This is a genomic window from Pseudomonas sp. 22526, assembly GCF_052044735.1.
In the GTDB taxonomy this organism is placed as follows: domain Bacteria; phylum Pseudomonadota; class Gammaproteobacteria; order Pseudomonadales; family Pseudomonadaceae; genus Aquipseudomonas; species Aquipseudomonas piscium.
In genome coordinates this window covers 410,172-429,966 of record NZ_JBQENK010000004.1, presented here as the reverse complement: position 1 = coordinate 429,966, position 19,795 = coordinate 410,172, and the positions used below count along the sequence as shown (strand labels likewise).

At 61.8% G+C, this 19,795-nt stretch carries 20 protein-coding genes; 10 read left to right on the top strand and 10 right to left on the bottom strand.

Going from position 1 to position 19,795, the window contains the following annotated elements; all coding sequences use genetic code 11:
• Nucleotides 1-621 precede the first annotated feature (621 nt).
• Both dusA and tal read left to right on the top strand, forming a co-directional pair.
• The gene (gene dusA / locus ACTJKT_RS08850) at nt 622-1,632 is read left to right on the top strand and encodes a tRNA dihydrouridine(20/20a) synthase DusA (RefSeq protein WP_440786812.1); all 1,011 of its coding nucleotides are present in this window, start codon (nt 622-624) and stop codon (nt 1,630-1,632) included.
• Nucleotides 1,633-1,821: 189 nt separating this feature from the next.
• On the top strand, nt 1,822-2,748 hold the full coding sequence (gene tal / locus ACTJKT_RS08845) for a transaldolase (protein WP_025804199.1): 927 nt from the start codon (nt 1,822-1,824) through the stop codon (nt 2,746-2,748).
• Between the two features lie 75 nt (nt 2,749-2,823).
• Here tal and rssC read toward each other — a convergent pair whose 3' ends face one another.
• Nucleotides 2,824-3,306, bottom strand: a complete 483-nt coding sequence (rssC, locus tag ACTJKT_RS08840; RefSeq protein ID WP_025804200.1) for an anti-sigma factor antagonist RssC — start codon at nt 3,304-3,306, stop codon at nt 2,824-2,826.
• On the bottom strand, nt 3,306-4,487 hold the full coding sequence (gene rssB / locus ACTJKT_RS08835; protein WP_440786811.1) for a two-component system response regulator RssB: 1,182 nt from the start codon (nt 4,485-4,487) through the stop codon (nt 3,306-3,308). Before rssB ends, rssC begins: the two co-directional genes overlap by 1 nt.
• A 278-nt stretch (nt 4,488-4,765) precedes the next feature.
• Between rssB and ACTJKT_RS08830 the strand changes: the two genes are divergently transcribed.
• A complete protein-coding gene (locus ACTJKT_RS08830) occupies nt 4,766-5,065 on the top strand; it encodes a PilZ domain-containing protein (RefSeq protein WP_440786810.1) in 300 nt (99 codons plus the stop codon).
• A 59-nt stretch (nt 5,066-5,124) separates the two neighbouring features.
• On the opposite strand, the gene ACTJKT_RS08825 is transcribed toward ACTJKT_RS08830, so the two are convergent.
• Complete coding sequence (locus ACTJKT_RS08825) at nt 5,125-5,808, bottom strand: MlaA family lipoprotein (RefSeq protein WP_440786809.1); 684 nt, start codon at nt 5,806-5,808, stop codon at nt 5,125-5,127.
• Between the two features lie 202 nt (nt 5,809-6,010).
• Here ACTJKT_RS08825 and ACTJKT_RS08820 point away from each other — a divergent pair, with 202 nt between their 5' ends.
• On the top strand, nt 6,011-6,631 hold the full coding sequence (locus ACTJKT_RS08820) for an HAD family phosphatase (RefSeq protein ID WP_440786808.1): 621 nt from the start codon (nt 6,011-6,013) through the stop codon (nt 6,629-6,631).
• A gap of 113 nt (nt 6,632-6,744) precedes the next feature.
• Entirely contained in the window at nt 6,745-7,008 is a 264-nt protein-coding gene (locus ACTJKT_RS08815) for a DUF4404 family protein (RefSeq protein WP_007926964.1), read from the top strand.
• Nucleotides 7,009-7,054: 46 nt separating this feature from the next.
• Here ACTJKT_RS08815 and queF read toward each other — a convergent pair whose 3' ends face one another.
• Nucleotides 7,055-7,885: an NADPH-dependent 7-cyano-7-deazaguanine reductase QueF gene (queF, locus tag ACTJKT_RS08810; RefSeq protein WP_440786807.1), complete on the bottom strand. Its 831-nt coding sequence runs from the start codon at nt 7,883-7,885 to the stop codon at nt 7,055-7,057.
• Nucleotides 7,886-7,953: 68 nt separating this feature from the next.
• Entirely contained in the window at nt 7,954-8,508 is a 555-nt protein-coding gene (gene copI, locus ACTJKT_RS08805; RefSeq protein ID WP_440786806.1) for a copper-resistant cuproprotein CopI, read from the bottom strand.
• Nucleotides 8,509-8,663: 155 nt separating this feature from the next.
• On the opposite strand from copI, the gene ACTJKT_RS08800 reads away from it, so the two are divergent.
• Nucleotides 8,664-9,344: a heavy metal response regulator transcription factor gene (locus ACTJKT_RS08800; protein ID WP_025804207.1), complete on the top strand. Its 681-nt coding sequence runs from the start codon at nt 8,664-8,666 to the stop codon at nt 9,342-9,344.
• Nucleotides 9,344-10,705 carry a heavy metal sensor histidine kinase gene (locus ACTJKT_RS08795; protein ID WP_440786805.1) on the top strand — a complete coding sequence of 454 codons (1,362 nt, stop codon included), beginning with the start codon at nt 9,344-9,346 and terminating at the stop codon, nt 10,703-10,705. Before ACTJKT_RS08800 ends, ACTJKT_RS08795 begins: the two co-directional genes overlap by 1 nt.
• Nucleotides 10,706-10,767: 62 nt before the next feature.
• On the opposite strand, the gene ACTJKT_RS08790 is transcribed toward ACTJKT_RS08795, so the two are convergent.
• The 3 genes from ACTJKT_RS08790 to ACTJKT_RS08780 all read right to left on the bottom strand — a co-directional run bounded on the left by ACTJKT_RS08790 (nt 10,768) and on the right by ACTJKT_RS08780 (nt 14,018).
• Nucleotides 10,768-12,012, bottom strand: a complete 1,245-nt coding sequence (locus ACTJKT_RS08790) for a lipoprotein-releasing ABC transporter permease subunit (RefSeq protein ID WP_025804209.1) — start codon at nt 12,010-12,012, stop codon at nt 10,768-10,770.
• A 64-nt stretch (nt 12,013-12,076) separates the two neighbouring features.
• Nucleotides 12,077-12,760, bottom strand: a complete 684-nt coding sequence (lolD, locus tag ACTJKT_RS08785) for a lipoprotein-releasing ABC transporter ATP-binding protein LolD (RefSeq protein WP_164485326.1) — start codon at nt 12,758-12,760, stop codon at nt 12,077-12,079.
• A 7-nt stretch (nt 12,761-12,767) separates the two neighbouring features.
• Nucleotides 12,768-14,018 carry a lipoprotein-releasing ABC transporter permease subunit gene (locus ACTJKT_RS08780; RefSeq protein ID WP_440786804.1) on the bottom strand — a complete coding sequence of 417 codons (1,251 nt, stop codon included), beginning with the start codon at nt 14,016-14,018 and terminating at the stop codon, nt 12,768-12,770.
• Nucleotides 14,019-14,112: 94 nt separating this feature from the next.
• On the opposite strand from ACTJKT_RS08780, the gene ACTJKT_RS08775 reads away from it, so the two are divergent.
• Together ACTJKT_RS08775 and ACTJKT_RS08770 are read left to right on the top strand one after the other, a co-directional pair.
• Nucleotides 14,113-14,700 carry a PilZ domain-containing protein gene (locus tag ACTJKT_RS08775; protein ID WP_053278162.1) on the top strand — a complete coding sequence of 196 codons (588 nt, stop codon included), beginning with the start codon at nt 14,113-14,115 and terminating at the stop codon, nt 14,698-14,700.
• A gap of 61 nt (nt 14,701-14,761) precedes the next feature.
• A complete protein-coding gene (locus ACTJKT_RS08770) occupies nt 14,762-15,484 on the top strand; it encodes a glycerophosphodiester phosphodiesterase (protein WP_025804212.1) in 723 nt (240 codons plus the stop codon).
• Between the two features lie 42 nt (nt 15,485-15,526).
• Here ACTJKT_RS08770 and sthA read toward each other — a convergent pair whose 3' ends face one another.
• A complete protein-coding gene (sthA, locus tag ACTJKT_RS08765; RefSeq protein WP_025804213.1) occupies nt 15,527-16,921 on the bottom strand; it encodes a Si-specific NAD(P)(+) transhydrogenase in 1,395 nt (464 codons plus the stop codon).
• Between the two features lie 201 nt (nt 16,922-17,122).
• Nucleotides 17,123-18,100: an FAD:protein FMN transferase gene (locus ACTJKT_RS08760; protein ID WP_440786803.1), complete on the bottom strand. Its 978-nt coding sequence runs from the start codon at nt 18,098-18,100 to the stop codon at nt 17,123-17,125.
• Between the two features lie 380 nt (nt 18,101-18,480).
• Here ACTJKT_RS08760 and ACTJKT_RS08755 point away from each other — a divergent pair, with 380 nt between their 5' ends.
• Complete coding sequence (locus ACTJKT_RS08755) at nt 18,481-19,782, top strand: MFS transporter (protein WP_440786802.1); 1,302 nt, start codon at nt 18,481-18,483, stop codon at nt 19,780-19,782.
• Nucleotides 19,783-19,795: the final 13 nt, after the last annotated feature.

Genomic DNA, 19,795 nt, shown 5'->3' with positions numbered 1-19,795 from the left:
GCTCAGGCCAACGTGCATGTGATCTTCTTGAACCCATTCTAATCCACGCAGGCATTCTGCCCCCCACCAAACCATTCTGACGACGAGCGCTAGGTATAATGCGCAAAAGCTGTTGCTCAGTGACAGACTCCCATTGGTACAGTAGCCAATAGTGTCAAGAGGGGATGCGGCGCCATCGAGGCAGACTTTGAAGCCCTAAGCGTTGATCATTCGTCCGACAAATAGGCTGTTCGCCCGGACATTTCCAAACGAACCCCAGCCGTCGATCGGTGAAGGCTGTGCAATGGCGGCAGGCCGTCTGGTAAATCGCCGTCATTGCGGTTGATGATGACACCCGCTCAGTTCGCTCGCTCGATCACATCTAACTGACCAAGCTCTGCTTCACATCGCCACCTCAATGTGCTGCCGGTTTCCGGGCGAAGGCCTGGCTCTCTTGGTAGACTTGCGCACCTTCGCGAAAATAGACGTATTTGTGCCAGGTATCTAACCGAGCCATCGTTGCGCTTTCGTACTCTGATCATTGCCATAGTTGACTGGTACAATTCCGAAAGTGGTTCGGTACGTTGTGCCAACGACATCGATTAACACCTGAAAACAAAAAACGCTATAACCGTGAGAGAAATGGTACCAAACACTCATACTAGCCAAGTAAATTCAATCTCTACGCTGTCCCGGCGGTTTAGCGTTGCTCCGATGATGGACTGGACCGACCGCCACTGCCGCTTCTTCCTGCGCCTGCTCTCCAAGCACGCCCTGCTCTACACCGAGATGGTCACCACCGGTGCGCTGCTCAATGGCGACCACGAGCGTTTTCTGCGTCATGACGAGTCCGAGCATCCCTTGGCGTTGCAGTTGGGTGGCAGTACGCCGTCGGATCTGGCGGCTTGTGCACGGATGGCGCAGGAGCATGGTTACGACGAGGTGAACCTCAACGTCGGCTGTCCGAGCGATCGGGTGCAGAACAATATGATCGGCGCGTGCCTGATGGGGCATCCGGGCTTGGTGGCCGATTGTGTGAAGGCGATGCGCGATGCGGTGAGCATTCCGGTGACGGTCAAGCATCGGATCGGCATCAATGGCCGCGACAGTTATGAGGAACTGTGCGATTTCGTCGGCCAGGTGCGCGAGGCTGGCTGCACCAGTTTTACCGTGCATGCGCGGATCGCGATTCTTGAGGGGCTGTCGCCGAAGGAGAACCGTGACATTCCTCCCCTGCGTTATGACGTGGCGGCACGGCTGAAGGCGGATTTCCCCGAGCTGGAGATCATCCTCAATGGCGGCATCAAGACCCTGGAAGCCTGCCATGAGCACTTGCAGACCTTCGACGGGGTGATGCTGGGCCGCGAGGCCTATCACAACCCGTATCTGCTGGCGGAGGTGGATCAACAGTTGTTCGGCAGCACGGCACCGGTGATTTCCCGGGCCGAGGCGCTGGCGCAGTTGCGGCCTTATATCGCCAGGCACCTGGCCACGGGTGGCGCCATGCACCACATCACTCGCCATGTACTGGGGCTGGGCACCGGTTTTCCGGGGGCGCGCAAGTTCCGCCAACTGCTCTCGGTGGACATCCACAAGGCCAAGGATCCGTTGGCGCTGCTGGATCAGGCGGGGCAATTGCTCGAAGGCCGTTAACGGTCGCGCGGGTTGAACCTGACGAGTGTTTTGGCATCGTAGTAAACGGATAACGCCCCAGCATTCAAACAGCTGTTTTTCAGGTTGTTGCCCTTGGGGCTTGTTTAGGCATCCGGTTACGCATTCGCGCCCTTGAGCGGCTGTCAGCGCTCGGGTAATGTCAACAGACCCACAGGACAGAGCACTCTCATGACTTCCAAGCTGGAACAACTCAAGCAATTCACCACCGTGGTTGCCGATACTGGCGACTTCGACGCTATCGCCCGGGTCAAACCGGTAGACGCCACCACCAACCCTTCCCTGCTGCTCAAGGCCGCGGCCATTCCGGGTTACGCCGAGCTGCTGAACGCCAGCGTCAGTGACGTCAAGGGCGATATCGGCCTGGCCAGCGACCGTTTTGGCGTCGCGGTGGGCAAAGAGATCCTGAAGGTGATCCCGGGCCGCATTTCCACCGAAGTGGATGCGCGCCTGTCGTTCGACACCGACGCCATGCTCAAGCGCGCCCATCGCCTGATCGAGCTGTATGACAAGGCCGGCATCGGCCGTGACCGTGTACTGATCAAGATCGCCTCCACCTGGGAAGGCATCCGCGCGGCCGAGCAGCTGGAACGCGAAGGCATCCAGACCAACCTGACCCTGCTGTTCTCCTTCGCCCAAGCGATCGCCTGCGCCGAGGCCGGCGTATTCCTGATCTCGCCGTTCGTGGGCCGTATCTACGACTGGTACAAGAAGGCCAGCGGCAACGACTACACCGGCGCCGACGATCCGGGCGTGCAGTCGGTGACCCGCATCTACAACTACTACAAGGCCAATGACTACAAGACCGTGGTCATGGGCGCCAGCTTCCGTAACCTGAACCAGATCGAGCAACTGGCCGGCTGCGACCGCCTGACCATCAGCCCCGACCTGATCGAGAAACTGGCCGCCGATACCGGCAAGCTGGAGCGCAAACTGGCTCCAGGCCACGCTGGCGAAGCCCGCCAGAGCCTGAACGAAGCACAGTTCCGCTGGGCCTCCAACGAAGACGCCATGGCCACCGAAAAACTGGCCGAAGGCATCCGTCAGTTCGCCCGCGACCAGGAAAAACTCGAGGCGCTGCTGGCCGCCAAGCTCTGATCGAGCGAGCGCCAACGCAAAAAGGGCGGACCCTCGCGGGTCCGCCCTTTTTTATGCGCTGACGCTTTTATCGGATCAGTGACGCTCCAGGGCGTTCACCAGATCATGGAACGCCTCGCGGTTGGAGTCGTTCAAGCCCATGAGGATCTTGTGCGCTTCCAGCACCTTGAGCCGCACCACCTCTTCCGACTGATCCTGGGATGGCAGGTCGGTCAGGCATTCCGGGCATGGGATCGGACGGTCAACGATGTTGAACACCTGATCGAAGCCCATGGACTGCAGCAGCCGGGTGATGTCTTCGTGGGTGGTGACGACGGTCGGCAACAGGCCGACCTTCTGCCGCGACAGGATCGACAGCTTGGCCAGCAGGCCCAGGGTGGTGCTGTCGATGCTGCGGGTTTCGGTCAGGTCGATCACGATCGCCGAGAAGTTCAGCGCCGTGAAGATCCGCTCAATAGTCGCATCCAGCGCCGAACACAGGGTCAGGCGCACTTCACCGACAAACTTCAGGACGAAGGTGCCGTCCTGCTCGGCGAATTGGATTCTACCGGTACTCATTAAAGATTCCTGCTCAACACCAACAGGGCGATATCATCCGGCATCTCCCCTAGCGTGGCCAATCCAAAAACCTGCCGCAGACCATCCAGGCTGCCGCCTGCCGTTCTCACCCGTTCAGGTAAGGCGGCCTCTTTTTCTTTGAGTGTGGGTTCCGGCAAAAGGTCCAGAATGCCATCAGACATCAGCGTCAAACTGAAGGTCGGGGGCAGTTCCAGAATGTGGTCTTCGTAGGTGGCTTCATTGAACAAGCCTACCGGCAGACCACGCCCTTCCAGGTAACGCACACTGTCTGGCGTGTACAACACAGGCAATGGCAGGTGTCCGCCAATGCTATAGGTCAACAAGCCCGTCTCCTCGTCGATGACGCCACCGACCATTGTCACGTGTTTGCCCAGCTTACAGCTGATCAGGCCACGGTTGATATGGCCAAGGACTTCCGAGGGTTTGAATTCCGGCAAAGTGCCATTGCGCTTGGACTCGAACAGCAAGCGCGTGGTCATGAACTTGAGCAGCACCGTGACAAAGGCCGATGACGCGCCATGTCCGGAAACATCTGCCAGGTAAAAGGCTACGCGGCGCTCGTCGACGCGAAAGTAGTCGACGAAATCGCCGGACAGGTACAACGACGGAATGATCTGGTGCGCGAATTTGAACTGGTCGATGGTCCAGGGGCTCACCGGCAGCATGTTCATCTGCACCTGACGCCCGGCGTTCTGATCTTCCTGCAGCAGGCTCAGGCTGGCTTCGAGCTCACGGTTGGCGGCTTCCAGCTTCTCCCGGTAGCGCTGGTTTTCCAGCAGCAGCCGCGCACGGTCCAGGGCCCGGCGCACCGAGTGCTCCAGCACCGCGAGGTCTTCCAGCGGCTTGATCAGGTAATCCGCCGCGCCCAGGCGCAGGGCCTCGACAGCGTCGTTCATCACACCGGCACCGGAGACCACGATGACCGGGGTTTGCGGTTCGATGTCGGTTACCTGACGGATAAGTTCGAGGCCGCCCATCTGCGGCATGCGCAGATCGCAGATCACCAAGTCGGGCTTTTCCTGCTCGAACACCTGAAGTCCCTGCTGGCCGTTACTGGCCTGCAGGACGCTGAAGCCACTGTCTTCCAAATAGGCCGCGAGGCTCGCGCGCACTACTTCGTCGTCATCGATTATCAGCAGCGTGGCACTGGTTTTTGGCATGTGGGCAAACGGCGCCAGAATTAGGTTGGCGTAGGTGGCTGGGCACAATGCCTTGGCACACACTACTGGATTCGCTTTCTAGCCACTCTGGAAACGGAGCCAGGGCCCGTAGCCCTGCACGCTCGACCATTCAGAGGTGCCCTTCTAAGGCGCAGACGGTACTCCCATCCGCGGGGCGTTTCAAGCTCATGCCGATGGTCGCTGGACGTCTTTACACCTCAAATCACCGGGAGTTATAAGAACGGACAAATCCGCAACTTAAACGCAGGATGGAGCCTATGAGCCCAAACGATCGTGACTACAGTGAAAAGCGCGATTACATCCGTATGCGGGTGGATGCCGAGGTCACTCTGATCCACCAGGGCCAGGTGATTCCAGCCGTCTGCATCGACCTTTCCAGCACTGGCATGCAGGTTCAGGCCACACGCTCATTCAAGGTCGGCGACCGGCTCAGCGTGCGTATCGATTCCGAGCACGCCGCCCTCAGGGGACTGGAAGCGGACACAGAAGTGGTGTGGGTCAGCGAGCTGGAAGGCAATGGCCAGAAACTTGGCCTTACAATCCTGAAGATGAACTGATGCTGAAACCCATGAAAAAGGCGGCCTCGAGGCCGCCTTTTTCATGACTGGATCAAGGCTTAAAAATCGTCTTCGACCTTGCCGTCCTTGACCTTGAATTCGCGGTTCTGCAGGTAGGCATTGCGAATGAAGGTGTACTTGTCGCCACTGATCAGCTTCTCGCTCGACAGCAGGCTGGCACGGGTGTCGACGATGTCCAGGGCAAACGCGCTGTTACGCACCGGCACGTCGTTCACATAACGGTAGGGTTCGGTGAAGCTGTCCACATACTTGGCCGGCGCGTCGCGCAGGGTGCTTGGGCCGAGGAGCGGCAGCATCACGTAAGGACCGCTGCCGACGCCCCAGTAACCCAGGGTCTGGCCGAAGTCTTCATCATTACGTTGCAAGCCCATCTTGGTGCTCACATCGAAGAAGCCCGCCACGCCGATGGTGGTGTTCATCAGCAGCCGTGCGGTGTCAACGGCAGCGGCATGGGGCTTGGCTTGCAGGATATCGTTGGCCAGGTTGCCGACATCGCCGATGTTACGGAAGAAGTTGTGAATGCCGTCTTCGAGAAATTGCGGCGTTACTGCCTGATAACCTTGTGCCAGAGGCTTCAACGCATAGGTGTCGATGGTGTCGTTGAAGGTGAAGATCGGGCGGTTGATGCTTTCCCACGGATCCTCTTCCGCAGCCTGGGCCAAAACAGGCACCAGCAGCATGCCGGCACACATAAGCTGAGCGAAACGATTGCTCCAGCGCATAGCAAAAACTCCTTGGATTGTACTGTCGCGGGCGCTATGCCCTGGCGGTAAGCGGGCTAGTATAAGTCGGATATATCCATTTATGCAGCACTGGCACAGTGCTTAGCCCTCTTGCCCCTCGTTTGCAGGGGCTGTTCACAGGGCTGTCACCCAACGGTCATCTGTCATCGATACCCTTGCAAGGTATTTCAGGGACGTCACGATGCCTCACGCCGAAGCCTTGCCTGTATCCGCCCCCACCTTGACCGCCGTGCTCTTTGGCCTCAGCGGCTGCCTGGTGGATTTCGGCGCGCGGATGCGCCTGCACAGCGCCGATCACCCGGTCCTGGAACAGGCCCACGCCACCCATGGCGCCCTGGACATCCTGCACAGCCTGCAACACCAGGGCGTACCCTGCGCCTGGCTCGACGAGTTGCCCGCCACGCTCAGCCAGAGCCTGGCGAGTTCACTACCCAACTGGGTCACCCCCTCCCCCAACACCGGCTCCCGCTGGCCCGCGCCCGACGCCTGCTGGCAGGCGCTGATGACCTTGAGTGTCAGCCGCCTGGACGGCTGCGTGCTGGTCAGCGGCGAACCGCGCCTGCTGCAATCGGGCCTCAATGCCGGCCTGTGGACCATCGGCCTGGCGTCCTGCGGCTCGCTCTGCGGCATGAGCCCGGCGCAATGGCAGGCATTGAGCGTGCAGGAGCGCGAGCTCAAGCGCGGCAAGGCCACCCTGCATCTGTTCAGCCTCGGCGTGCACTCGGTGATCGATCATCTGGGCGAGCTGCCGACCTGTCTGGCGGACATCGGCCAGCGTCGCCTGAAGGGTGAAAAACCCTGACTTGATCAAGATCATGCACATTGCCCGCGAGTGGATTACGCTAAGGTTCAGACATGGACCTTTAGCGAATCGGCGCGGTCCATGGCTGTGCCTATCAATGAAGGGAGAACGCCATGCCTGCCCGCGAACTGCAAGAACAGCTCAATACCCTGCGCGAGCAATTGGAGCAGAACCCACCGCTTTCGGAAGCAGAACGCGCCAATCTGCAGGAATTGATGCAACAGATCGAGCTCGAGCTCAAACTGGAAAACGCCACCCAGGACACCAGCCTGGCCGACGGGGTCAACCTCGCCGTCGAACGCTTCGAGCTTGAACACCCCGCCATTGCCGGAACCTTGCGCAACATAGTGCAAACCCTCGGCAACATGGGGATTTAACCCCTTACAGACAAAAAAAGCCCCGCTACCAGAGCGGGGCTTTTCATTACTGGCGAACCAGCCGGAAGTTGGCGAAATTCGCGGTTTCGGTGCTGCGATAGGGGTTGATGTCCAGACCACCGCGACGCACATAACGCGCGTACACCGTCAGCTTCTCCGGCTGCAGCAAGCGCTGCAGGTCGAGGAAAATCCGCTCCACGCATTGCTCATGGAAGTCCGAATGCTGACGGAAGCTCACCAGGTAGGCCAGCAGGCTGGCGTGATCCAGAGCCGGGCCACGGTATTCCACCACCACACTGCCCCAGTCCGGCTGGCTGGTGACCGGGCAATTGGATTTGAGCAGATGGCTGTGCACGCTCTCCTCGACGGTCCGCGACCTGTCGCACTGCAGCAGCTCCGGACGTGGATGTTCATAGCTGCTGACGCTGATATCCAGCTCATCGATGCAGGTACCCGGCAAGGCCACCACGCCTTCCGCCTCCACTTCGCCCAGGCTGCGGATCCGCACGCCCACCGGCTTGCCGGCCGCCGCCGAGAGGTCGGCACGCAAGGTTTCTTCCAGGCTCTGGCGATCCGCGAAAGGGGTCTGGTTCAGCGAGTTGAGGTACAGCTTGAACGACTTCGACTCGATGATGTTCGGTGAATCCGCCGGAATGCTGAACTCGGCGATGGCCACCACTGGTTTGCCGGAAGGCAGCAGCCAGGACAGCTCGAAGCAGTTCCAGAAGTCCACGCCTTTATAAGGCAGGGTGTTAGCGCTCAGGCCCAGCTCGGCCCATTTTGCCGCCCGCGGGATCGGGAACAGCAAGGACGGTGTGTAGGTGGAGACGTATTCACTGGACTTGCCCAGCGGCGAATGTTCGGCTGCGGGATGCATGGCGGAAACCTGACTGAAGAATCAGGCGATTCTATCAGTCTTTGCCTCCGCCTTTGAGCCCCAGGCGCTTACTGGCTGACGGTCAGCTTGCCGACCATGCCCGCCTGATAGTGCCCCGGGATATTGCAGGCGAACTCCAGGCTGCCGGCCTTGCTGAAGGTCCAGGTCAGTTCAGCGGTCTTGCCCGGCTCCACCAGCACGCTGTTCGGGTCGTCGTGCTTCATGCCGGGCATCGCGCCATGCCCCATGGCGGCGTGATCCATGGCCTCGGCGGGCATGACCTTGACGGCGGTGGGTGTGAGCATTCCGCTCTGCTGCATCTTCAGCATTTCCTGCTGGTGCTTGGCATGCATGGCCGCATCGCCGAGGTTGAACTCGTGCAGCAGTTGGCCTTTGTTGACCAACACGAAACGCACGGTCTCGCCAGCCTTGATATCCAGGGTCTTGGGGCTGAACGACATGTCGCCCATGACCAGCTCCACCGTACGTGTCGCCTTGGCCGCCGAGGCCGCCTGACCGAAATCGTAGTTCTGCGCCGGCGATGCCCAGGCCGGCGCACCCAATGCCAGCAAACACGCGGCCAACGTCAATGAACGAGGTAAAACACCCTTGGGCAAAAACATAATCGCACTCCAACAAGATGAGGTTCAGCTTGTGTGAAACTCTAAGGCCGCACCGCTGCCAGCCAGCTGACTGCTAGATTACAACTTTGTCAGCTTGTGCCATGCGGCCGTCGCCCAAGGTATAAAGCCCGCGTTCCATTAGCCATGAGCCGCCCATGAAACTGCTGATCGTCGAAGACCAACCGAAAACCGGCCAATACCTGCGCCAGGGCCTGAGCGAGGCCGGCTTCAATGCCGAGTTGGTGGCCGATGGCACCACCGGCCAACACCTGGCGCTGACCGGCGACTACTCCCTGTTGATTCTCGACGTGATGCTGCCGGGCCGCGATGGCTGGCAGATCCTGCAAGCCGTGCGCAGCGCCGGACTGGAGATACCGGTGCTGTTCCTGACCGCGCGCGATGCGGTGGAAGACCGGGTTCACGGCCTGGAGCTGGGCGCCGACGATTACCTGGTCAAGCCTTTCGCCTTCTCCGAACTGCTGGCCCGGGTCCGCAGCCTGCTGCGCCGCGGCAGCTCCACGCCCCAGGAAACCACCCTGCAACTGGCGGACCTGCGCCTGGACCTGATTCGCCGACGGGTCGAGCGCAGCGGCCAGCGCATCGACCTCACCGCCAAGGAGTTCTCGCTGCTGGAAATGCTCCTGCGGCGCCAGGGCGAAGTACTGCCCAAAACGCTGATCGCCTCTCAGGTCTGGGACATGAACTTCGACAGCGACACCAACGTCATCGAGGTGGCGATCCGCCGTTTGCGCCTGAAGATCGATGACGATTACCCGAACAAACTGATCCACACCGTGCGCGGCATGGGCTACGTGCTTGAAGAGCGCCAGGCCTGATGCGCCGCTTGACCCTGAGCGGGCGCCTGGCCCTGTTGTTCGCTGGCTGCACCGCGGTGGTTTCGCTGCTCGCCGGGGTACTGTTCAGCCGTGCCAGCGAAGCGCACTTCATCGAACTCGACCAGCAACTGCTGGAAGGCAAGCTGATCGCCATGCGCAGTGCGCTGCTGGGTGCCGACGACCCGCAGCGTTTTGCCGAACGCAAGGCGCAGTTGCAGGATGAACTCAGCCATCAACCGGACCTGACGCTGCGGGTCACTGGTGTGGACGGCGCCGTCTGGTTCGACAGTGCCAAGGCGCTGCCGGCCGCCCCGGCCCAGCCGACCGGGCTGCACAGCCTGCAACACGAGGGTACCGCCTACCGCATCTACAGCGCGGCCCTGGAGCCTGGCCAGGCCGGCTCGCCAGAGCTGACCCTGATGCTCGACATCACTCATCACCAGCACTTCCTGCAACGCATGCAGCATTTGATCTGGCTGACCGTCGGCCTTTCGGCACTGGCCACTGCGCTGCTCGGGGCCTGGGCGGCGCGCAGCGGTCTGCGTCCGTTGCGGCGGATGAGCGAGGTGGCCGCGGGTGTTTCCGCCAGCTCCCTGACCCAGCGTCTGCCGGAGCAGCAGATGCCCGGCGAATTGGCGGAACTGGCCCATGCCTTCAATGCCATGCTCGGGCGCCTGGACGACTCCTTCCAGCGCCTCTCCGCGTTCTCGGCGGACATCGCCCATGAACTGCGCACCCCGCTGTCGAACCTGCTGACCCACACCCAGGTCACCCTCACCCGCCCACGGGCGCTGGAAGACTATCGCGAAGCCCTGCACAGCAACCTCGAAGAGCTGCAGTGGATGGCCCAACTGGTCAACGACATGCTCTACCTGGCCAAGGCCGACCACGGCCTGCTGACGCCGAAACGCGAGGCCCTGGAGCTCGGTGACGAAACCGACATGCTGCTGGAGTTCTATACGCCGCTGGCCGAAGACGCCGGCATCGCCCTGGGGCGCGAAGGCAGCGCGAACATCCAGGGCGACCGCAGCATGTTGCGCCGCGCCCTTTCCAACCTGCTGGACAATGCCCTGCGCTTCACCCCGGCTGGCGGCGAAGTGCGGGTGCGGCTTGGCGAGACCGTCAAGGGCTCATACCTGCGGGTGGAAAACACCGGTGAAGGCATTCCGCCTGAACGCTTGCCACGGCTGTTCGACCGCTTCTACCGCGCCGACCCGGCGCGCCACGAAGGCAGCAGTGAACATGCGGGCTTGGGGCTGGCCATCACCCAATCGATCATCCGCGCCCATGGCGGGCAGATTCGTTGCGAATCGGCGCAGGGTCGGACGAGCTTTGTGATTGAGTTGCCGAGGCAGGACTAGCGGAGGGTTGGCGAGCAAGCTCCCCGGAGGAGCGAGCTTGCTCGCGATAGCGGTCCTGGATCTTACGAGTAACGCAACGCCGTCGCCGGCTCGACCTTCGCCGCGCGCCAGGCCGGATACAGGGTCGCCAGGAAGCTCAGGACAAAACCCGCGGTACAGATCAGGGCCACGTCGCCGCCCTGCAGCTCGGAAGGCAGGTTGCTGACGAAGTACACGTCGGAACTGAAGATGTGCTGGCCGCTGACCCGCTCCAGCCACCCCACCAGCGCACTGACGTTCAACGCCGCGATCACCCCCAGCACGCCGCCGATCAAGGTACCGACGATACCGATCACCGTGCCCTGAACCATGAAGATCGCCATGATCTGCCGTGGCGTGGCGCCGATGGTGCGCAGGATCGCGATGTCCGCGCCCTTGTCGTTCACCACCATGATCAGCGTGGCGATGATGTTGAACGCCGCCACGGCGACGATCATCAGCAGCAACAGGCCGATCATGGTCTTTTCCATCTTCATCGCGCTGAACAGGCTGCCCTGGGTGTGGGTCCAGTCATCGGCCTTGAAGTCCGCCCCCAGGCTGGCCGCGATGTCGCTGGAGACCTTGGGCGCAGCGTACAGGTCCTTGACCGCCAGGCGCACGCTCTGCACCTGGTTCGGCTGCCAGTGCTGCATCTCGGCGGCGTCGGCCACATGGATCAGGCCCATGGAACCGTCGAGCTCGGCACCGACCTTGAACACCCCGACCACGTTCAAACGCTGCATGCGCGGGGTGATGCCGCCCGGCGCAGAGCTGATTTCCGGCACTATCAGGGTCAGCTTGTCGCCGACATTCAGGCGGAAGCGCCGTGCCGTGATCTCACCGATCACCACCCCGAACTCGCCCGGCTTCAAGGCATCCAGACGGCCCTGCACAATGTGCTGGGCAACGATGGAGACCTTGCCTTCCTGGGCCGGGTCGATGCCGCTGATCTGGATCGGCTGCATCGAGCCCTTGTAGGAGAGCATGCCTTCCATCTCGGTGAACGGCACAGCGGCCGTCACCTCGGGATTTTTCATCGCCGCGGCGGCCACCGGCTGCCAGTCGTCGATCGGCTTGACGCCGACGATGGTGGCGTGGGGCACCATGCCGAGGATGCGCGAGCTCATTTCGCGCTGGAAACCGTTCATCACCGACAGCACCACGATCATCGCCAGCACGCCCAGGGCGAGGCCGATCATCGAGGTCATGGAGATGAAGGAAACAAAGCGATTGCGGCGCTTGGCGCGGGTATAGCGCGTGCCGATAAAGATCGATAACGGTCTGAACATTCGCTGGGGCACCCTGTGGAAATTAAAGACCCGGCGCCTGCTTCAGGCGCCAGGTTGCAGCCAGTCAGATGGGCGTCAGGAAACCTTCCTGCAGGTGCAGGACGCGATCCATCTGGCGAGCCAGGTTCATGTCGTGGGTCACCACCAGGAACGCGGTACGCATCGAGGTGCTGAGCTCCAGCATCAAGTCCTGAATGCCTTGGGCAGTGTGGGAATCGAGGTTGCCGGTCGGCTCGTCGAGCATCACCAGCCCCGGCTTGTTGACCAGGGCGCGAGCAATGGCCACACGCTGGCGTTCACCGCCGGACAGCTCGGCCGGCTTGTGCTCCAGGCGATGGGCCAGCCCTACACGCTCCAGCAAGGCCGTGGCCCGCTGACGAGCTTCCGGGATCGCGGTCTTGCCGATCAGCAGCGGCATGCAGACGTTTTCCAGGGCGGTGAATTCCGGCAGCAAGTGGTGGAACTGGTAGACGAAACCGAGGGAGCGGTTGCGCAACAGGCCGCGGCCCTTCTCGCTCAGCGCCGAAAGCTCTTCACCGTCGAGCCAGACGCTGCCCTTGGTTGGCGTGTCGAGGCCGCCCAGCAGGTTGAGCAAGGTACTTTTGCCCGAACCGGAGGTGCCGACGATCGCCACGCGCTCGCCCGGGTGCAACTCCAGTTGCAGGCCGGACAACACCACCACCGACTCCGGACCTTCCTCGTAGGACTTGCCCAGGTCGCGGCAGCTCAGAATTGCTTTTTCACTCATGCCCAACTCACTCATAACGTAGCGCCTCCGCAGGCTGGGTGCGCGCGGCACGCCAGGCTGGATACAGGGTGGCGAGGAAACTCAGGACCAGTGCCGCACCGCAGACCATCAACACGTCTTCGGCCATCAGTTGCGATGGCAGGTAGTCGATGAAGTACACGTCGGCATTGAGGAATTTGTGCCCGATCAGGCCTTCGAGGGCGGAGATCGCCGCGCTGACGTTCAACGCCGCGAACATCCCGACCACGGCGCCGATCAAGGTACCGATCACGCCGATCACCGTGCCCTGGACCATGAAGGTCGCCATGATGGTAGCCGGCGTCGCGCCCAGGGTGCGCAGGATCGCAATATCGCCCTTCTTGTCGTTCACCACCATCACCAGGGTGGAGATGATATTGAAGGCGGCCACGGCGACGATCAGCAGCAACAGCAGGCCGATCATGGCTTTTTCCATGCGGATGGCCTGGTACAGGTTGCCGTGGGTACGGGTCCAGTCGCGGGCGTAGTACTGGTTCTCGCCCAACTGCTCGGCAATTTCCCAGGCGGTGCGTGGCGCCTGGAACAGGTCGTCGAACTTCAGGCGCAGGCCCTGCACCTGATCCGGCTTCCAGCGGTGCAGGCGGCCCAGGTCGTCGAGGTTGGTCAGGCCCAGGTAGCCGTCCAGCTCGCCGGCGCCGACGTGGAAGATGCCGACCACGGTAAAACGCTTCATGCGCGGGAACATCCCGGCCGGGGTCACCGTGACCTCGGGCGCGACGAAGGTCAGCTTGTCGCCCAGGCCAACCCCCAGCTTGGTCGCCGCCTTGTCGCCGATCACGATGCCGAAGCTGCCGGGCGCCAGGTCGTCCAGCTTGCCCTGCTTCATGAAGTTATCGATGATCGAAACCTGGCGTTCCTTGGCCGGATCGATGGCGTTGAGCAGGACTTTCTGCACCTGACCGTTATTGGTCAGCAACCCCTGCATCTGGGTGAATGGCGCAACCGCCAGCACCTTGGGGTTCTGCTTGACCTTGTCGGCCAGGGCTTGCCAGTCGCTGATCGGCTCACCGGATTCGATGGTCGCGTGGGGCACCATGCCCAGTACGCGGGTGCGCATCTCATGGTCGAAGCCATTCATCACCGACAGCACGACGATCATCACGACCACGCCAAGGGCGAGTCCGATCATCGAGGTCAGGGAAATGAATGACACGAAATGATTGCGACGCTTTGCACGGGTATAACGCGTGCCAATAAATACGAAGAGAGGTCTGAACATGTCGGGGCTTGTTCGGAGGAAAAGAAGACGTCCTTGTGGCGGGTCCTGGTAAGCAGCTTTACACTCAGACCACCGCCGCTACCATGGGTTCGCCATGTCGACATTAGATGAAGAAGATCGCCGCGAATACTACCGTATCGAGGACACGATCGCACTGGAAATTAGCCCCTTGTCCGCCCACGAAGCGGCGAGCAAGGAAGTGTTGCAGGATGCGTCGCCGCTGTTCAACCTGCTCAGCGAGCTGCACCTGAGCGAATTCGAATCGCAGCACCTGCTGCGCCAGGTCAGCGAGCGCGACCGGACCCTGGCCAACTACCTCAAGACCATGAACAAGCGCATCGACCTGCTCAGCCAGGTGGTGGCGCAGACCGTGCTCGGCAAGTTCGGCGAGCCGCAGCGGGTGATTCTCTCCGAAGGCGGCATCGAGTTCGAACATCACCTGTCCTACCCTGCCGGCACCCACCTGGCCGTCAAGCTGCTGCTGATGCCCCAGGCTTTGGGCCTGTTGCTGCGGGCCAAGGTCACCCACTGTGAAACCCGCAGTTTCGGCACGTTCGAAATCGGTACCGAGTTCGAAGCATTGACCGATGCCCAACGCCAGCTGCTGGCTCGCTATATCCTGCAGAAGCAGGCCCAGGAACGTCGCCAGGCCCGAGAGCAGAACGACCCGGCAGCCGACTGACCTGTGGCACCATCGCGCAGCACCGACCATCTAATGGAACAATTTCCATGAAGGAGCAATCGTGACCCTGATTTATGGCCACCGCGGCGCTAAAGGCGAAGCACCGGAAAACACCCTGACCAGCTTCCAGCAGTGCCTCAAGCATGGCGTGCGCCGTTGCGAACTGGACCTGCACCTGTCCATGGACGGCGAGCTGATGGTGATCCACGACCCGACCCTCAAGCGCACCACCGACCGCCGCGGCAAGGTGGTCGAACACAGCGCTGAGGAACTGGTGACCTACGACGCCCGCAAGGGCGGCCCGGGCTGGGTCAAGCCCTGCCCGATCCCGCGCCTGGAAGAACTGTTCGAGAAGTGCGATTTCGAGCACTGGCAGTTGGAGGTCAAGAGCGCTTCGCGCACCCGTGCCGCCACCACGGTGTTGGCGATTCGCGAAATGGCGCAGCGCTTCGGCCTGCTGGACAAGGTCACCGTCACCTCCAGCTCACGGGAAGTGCTCAAGGCGGCTGTCGAGCTGACCCCGGACCTGTCGCGCGGGCTGGTTGCCGAGTACGCCTGGCTCGACCCGTTGAAGGTTGCGCAAAGCTACGGCTGCGAGATGCTGGCGTTGAACTGGACACTCTGCACCCCGGAGCGGCTGCAACGGGCGCAGCGTCAGGGCTTGCATGTGTCGGTGTGGACAGTCAACGAGCCTGCGCTGATGCGCAGGCTCGCCGACTTCGGCGTAGACAGCCTGATTACAGACTTTCCCGGTTTGGCCAGCGCCACGCTCGAGAGTTACTGAAATCGGTCTCCCCGGCCGGCTCAGGCCACCGGCCGGAGTCGCTCAAAAAAGCCGGTTGAGGCCGTCGTAAGCGGCTACCCGATAGGCTTCGGCCATGGTCGGGTAGTTGAACGTGGTGTTGACGAAGTACTTCAGGGTATTGAGTTCGCCCGGCTGGTTCATGATCGCCTGGCCGATGTGCACGATCTCCGAAGCCTGGTAGCCGAAGCAGTGCACGCCCAGGACTTCCAGGGTTTCGCGGTGGAACAGGATCTTCAGCATGCCTTGCGGCTCACCGGCGATCTGCGCGCGGGCCATGCTCTTGAAGAAGGCCTTGCCCACTTCGTACGGCACCTTGGCCTGGGTCAGCTCCTGCTCGTTCTTGCCGATCGAGCTGATCTCCGGAATGGTGTAGATCCCGGTCGGTACATCGTTGACGAAGCGCCAGCTGCCGTTGTCGACGATGCTGCCGGCGGCCGAACGCCCCTGGTCATGGGCGGCACTGGCCAGGCTCGGCCAGCCGATCACGTCGCCGGCACCGTAGATGTTCTGCACGCAGGTGCGGTAGTTCTCGTCCACCTCGATCTGGCCACGGCTGTTGACCTTGACCCCGATATTTTCCATGCCCAGGCGGTCGGTATTGCCGGTCCGGCCATTGCACCAGAGCAAGGCGTCGGCCTTGATCTTCTTGCCCGACTTGAGGTGCAGGATCACGCCATTGTCGAGGCCTTCGACGCGGTCGTATTCCTCGTTGTGGCGCACGGTGATGTTGTTGTTGCTGAAGTGGTAGCTCAGCGCCTGGGAAATCTCGGAATCCAGGAAGCTCAGCAGCTGGCCGCGGTTGTCCACCAGCTCGACCAGTACCCCCAGGCCACTGAAGATCGAGGCGTATTCACAACCGATCACGCCAGCGCCGTAAACGATGAGTTTGCGCGGGGTGTGGCCGAGGCTGAGGATGGTGTCGCTATCGTAGATACGCGGGTGGTGGAAATCGATATCGGCCGGGCGATACGGGCGCGAGCCGGTGGCGATGATGATGTGCTTGGCCACCAGCTTCTCGACCACACCGTTGGCGCAGACCACTTCGATGGTCTGCTCGTCGGCGAAGCTGCCGGTGCCGAAGAACACGTCGACCCGGTTACGCGCGTAGTAGCCGGTGCGCGAGGCCACCTGCTTGGAGATGACCTTCTCGGCGCTTTTCAGTACATCGGGGAACGAGAACCAGCGCGGCTCGCCAATGGCCCGGAACATCGGGTTGGTGTTGAACTGCATGATCTGCCGGACCGAGTGACGCAAGGCCTTGGACGGGATGGTGCCCAGGTGGGTGCAGTTACCGCCGACCTGGCGACGGCTATCGACCATCGCTACCTTGCGTCCTGCTTTCGCGGCGTTCATTGCCGCACCTTCTCCAGCGGGGCCTGAACCCAGCACCACTACGTCGTAGTTGTAGACAGCCATGCGTACTCCTCAGAACAGGCCGCGGCACCCGATGTGGCGCCTGCGGCTAAATCATGTCGCGGCCAGCGGCATGAAGGATCAATTTGGCTCGGTTACGAACCCGGGCACAGTCTATAGAAGCGTCAACGCCGCGCACATTAACCCTTGGTCGCGTCGCCGGCTACTTTTGCCTGCGACATCGCGCCGCGGCACCGCGCAAGATTACTGCTTTTGTCCGGCAAACAGGCGATCAAACGCGCGATTGCTGCGTGTGACGAAGCCTGTATCGGCACGAATCACAAAAAATGCGGCGATATCGTGTTTTTCTGCGTAATCCCAACCGCGCTCGGGGCCGAGGATCAGCAGCAGGGTCGACAGACCATCGGCCATCACAGCCGCGGGATGAATCACCGTGACCGAGGCCAGCCCATGTTCGACAGGTCTGCCGGTGCGGGCGTCGAAGGTGTGGGAATAGCGCTGCCCGTCGCGCTGGAAATAATTGCGGTAGTCGCCGGAAGTCGAAACCCCATAACCGTCGATGGCTATGACCCGCTCGGCCACCTGTCGATCGTCCCGCGGCTCCTCCAGGGCTATGCGCCAGGCCGAACCGTCGGGCTTCCTGCCGACGGCCTTGAGTTCGCCCGTGGCTTCGGCCAGGTAACTGTCGATGCCCATTTCCGCGAGCCTGGCGGCAATCCGGTCCACCGCATAACCGGCGGCGATGCTGTTGAAGTCCACCTCGACCGCGGCGTCCTTGCACAGCTGGTCGCCCTCAATACGCAGATGGGTATAACCGACTCGCTGCCGCACCTGCGCCAGCGCCTCATCGCTGGGCACCGCCTCCCCACGCCCCTGCGGACCGAAGCCCCAGAGATTGAGTAAGGGTTCGACCGTCAGATCGAAGGAGCCCTGGCTGTCCCGCGACAACTGCTGGCCAACTTCGATCAAGCGCAGGACCGCCGCCGGCATCGCCTGGCAGCTGTTGGCCGGCAGATCGTTGAAGCGTTCGATGTCCGAGTCGCTGCGATAGGTCGACATCTGCCGGTCGACCTCCGCAAGGATCTGCTCGACCTGGGCCTGCACCTCACTCGGCGCGGCCTGCCCTGCCCGCCTTACGTACTTGATCGAGTAGGTGCTGCCCATGGTCGGGCCGCCGAAGCTTTCCAGCGAATCGCCCTGATCACATCCAGCCAGGGCCATAGCCAAAACCACAGGGACCCACCCTCGCACCCAAGATCCACCCAGCAAAGCTTCGCCTCCCGACAATCGATTGCCTTCTCGGCATCGGCCGATCAGGGCGGGCCATTATGCAGTAACCACACCGGGTTTGATGCAGCCGGACTAACGCCATCGCGAGCAAGCNGACGGATAAACCTGTAGGAGCGAGCTTGCTCGCGATAAATTTCAAGGTCCACCTATCGCCTACTTAGCAAGCAAGCTAAGAGTTTTTGTTGTCTCGGCAGTCCAATACACATATTGTTACAAACTGTCTGGCCTGCGGCTTAGCCGCCCCAGACCGTGCAACCAGGACGGGTAACGACCAGGGATCGCTAACAAAATAGCCAAAGTGAGTGAATAAAATGTCCACGACCACGGGCAAAGGCAAGGCGATCTTTCGCGTTGTCAGCGGCAACTTTCTGGAGATGTTCGACTTCATGGTCTACGGCTTCTACGCCACGGCCATCGCCAAGACCTTCTTCCCTGCCGACAGTGCTTTCGCGTCATTGATGCTGTCGCTGGCGACCTTCGGCGCCGGCTTCCTGATGCGCCCGCTGGGTGCGATCTTTCTCGGCGCCTATATCGACCGCCATGGTCGGCGCCGGGGCCTGATCATCACCCTGCTGCTCATGGCCGCGGGCACCGTGCTGATCGCCTGCGTCCCGGGCTATGCCACCCTCGGCGTCGCCGCGCCGTTGCTGGTGCTGCTCGGCCGCTTGCTGCAGGGGTTCTCTGCCGGGGTGGAGCTGGGGGGCGTCTCGGTTTACCTGGCGGAAATCTCCACCCCGGGCCGCAAGGGCTTCTTTGTCAGCTGGCAATCGGCGAGCCAACAGGCCGCCGTGGTCTTCGCCGGCCTGCTGGGCGTGGGCCTGAACCACTGGCTGAGCCCGGAGCAAATGGGCGACTGGGGCTGGCGCGTGCCGTTCCTGGTGGGCTGCATGATAGTGCCGGCGATCTTCATGATCCGTCGCTCGCTGGAAGAAACCCCGGAGTTCCAGGCACGCAAGCACCGCCCTACCCTGCAGGAAATCATCCGTTCCATCGGCCAGAACTTCGGCATCGTCCTGGCCGGCATGGCGCTGGTGGTGATGACCACCGTGTCCTTCTACCTGATCACCGCCTACACCCCGACCTTCGGCAAGGCCGAACTGCAGCTGTCGGACCTGGACGCCCTGCTGGTCACCGTGTGCATCGGCCTGTCGAACTTCTTCTGGCTGCCGGTGATGGGCGCCGTCTCGGACAAGGTCGGGCGCAAGCCGCTGCTGCTGGCGGCGACTGTCCTGGCGATCCTCACGGCTTACCCGGCACTGTCCTGGCTGGTGGCCAACCCGAGTTTCAGCCACCTGTTGATCGTCGAGCTGTGGCTATCCTTCCTCTATGGCTCGTACAACGGCGCCATGGTGGTGGCCCTCACCGAGATCATGCCGGTTGAAGTACGCACCACCGGTTTCTCCCTGGCCTACAGCCTGGCGACCGCCACCTTTGGCGGCTTCACGCCAGCGGCCTGCACCTACCTGATCCATGTACTGGACAACAAGGCGGCGCCAGGCATCTGGCTCAGCGGCGCGGCGGTGCTGGGTCTGATCGCGACCCTGGTGCTGTTCCGCGGCAATCGCCACGAACTGCGCAGCGCGCAGGCAGCGGTGGCCGGCGGCGCTCAATAAAACGCATCGCGGG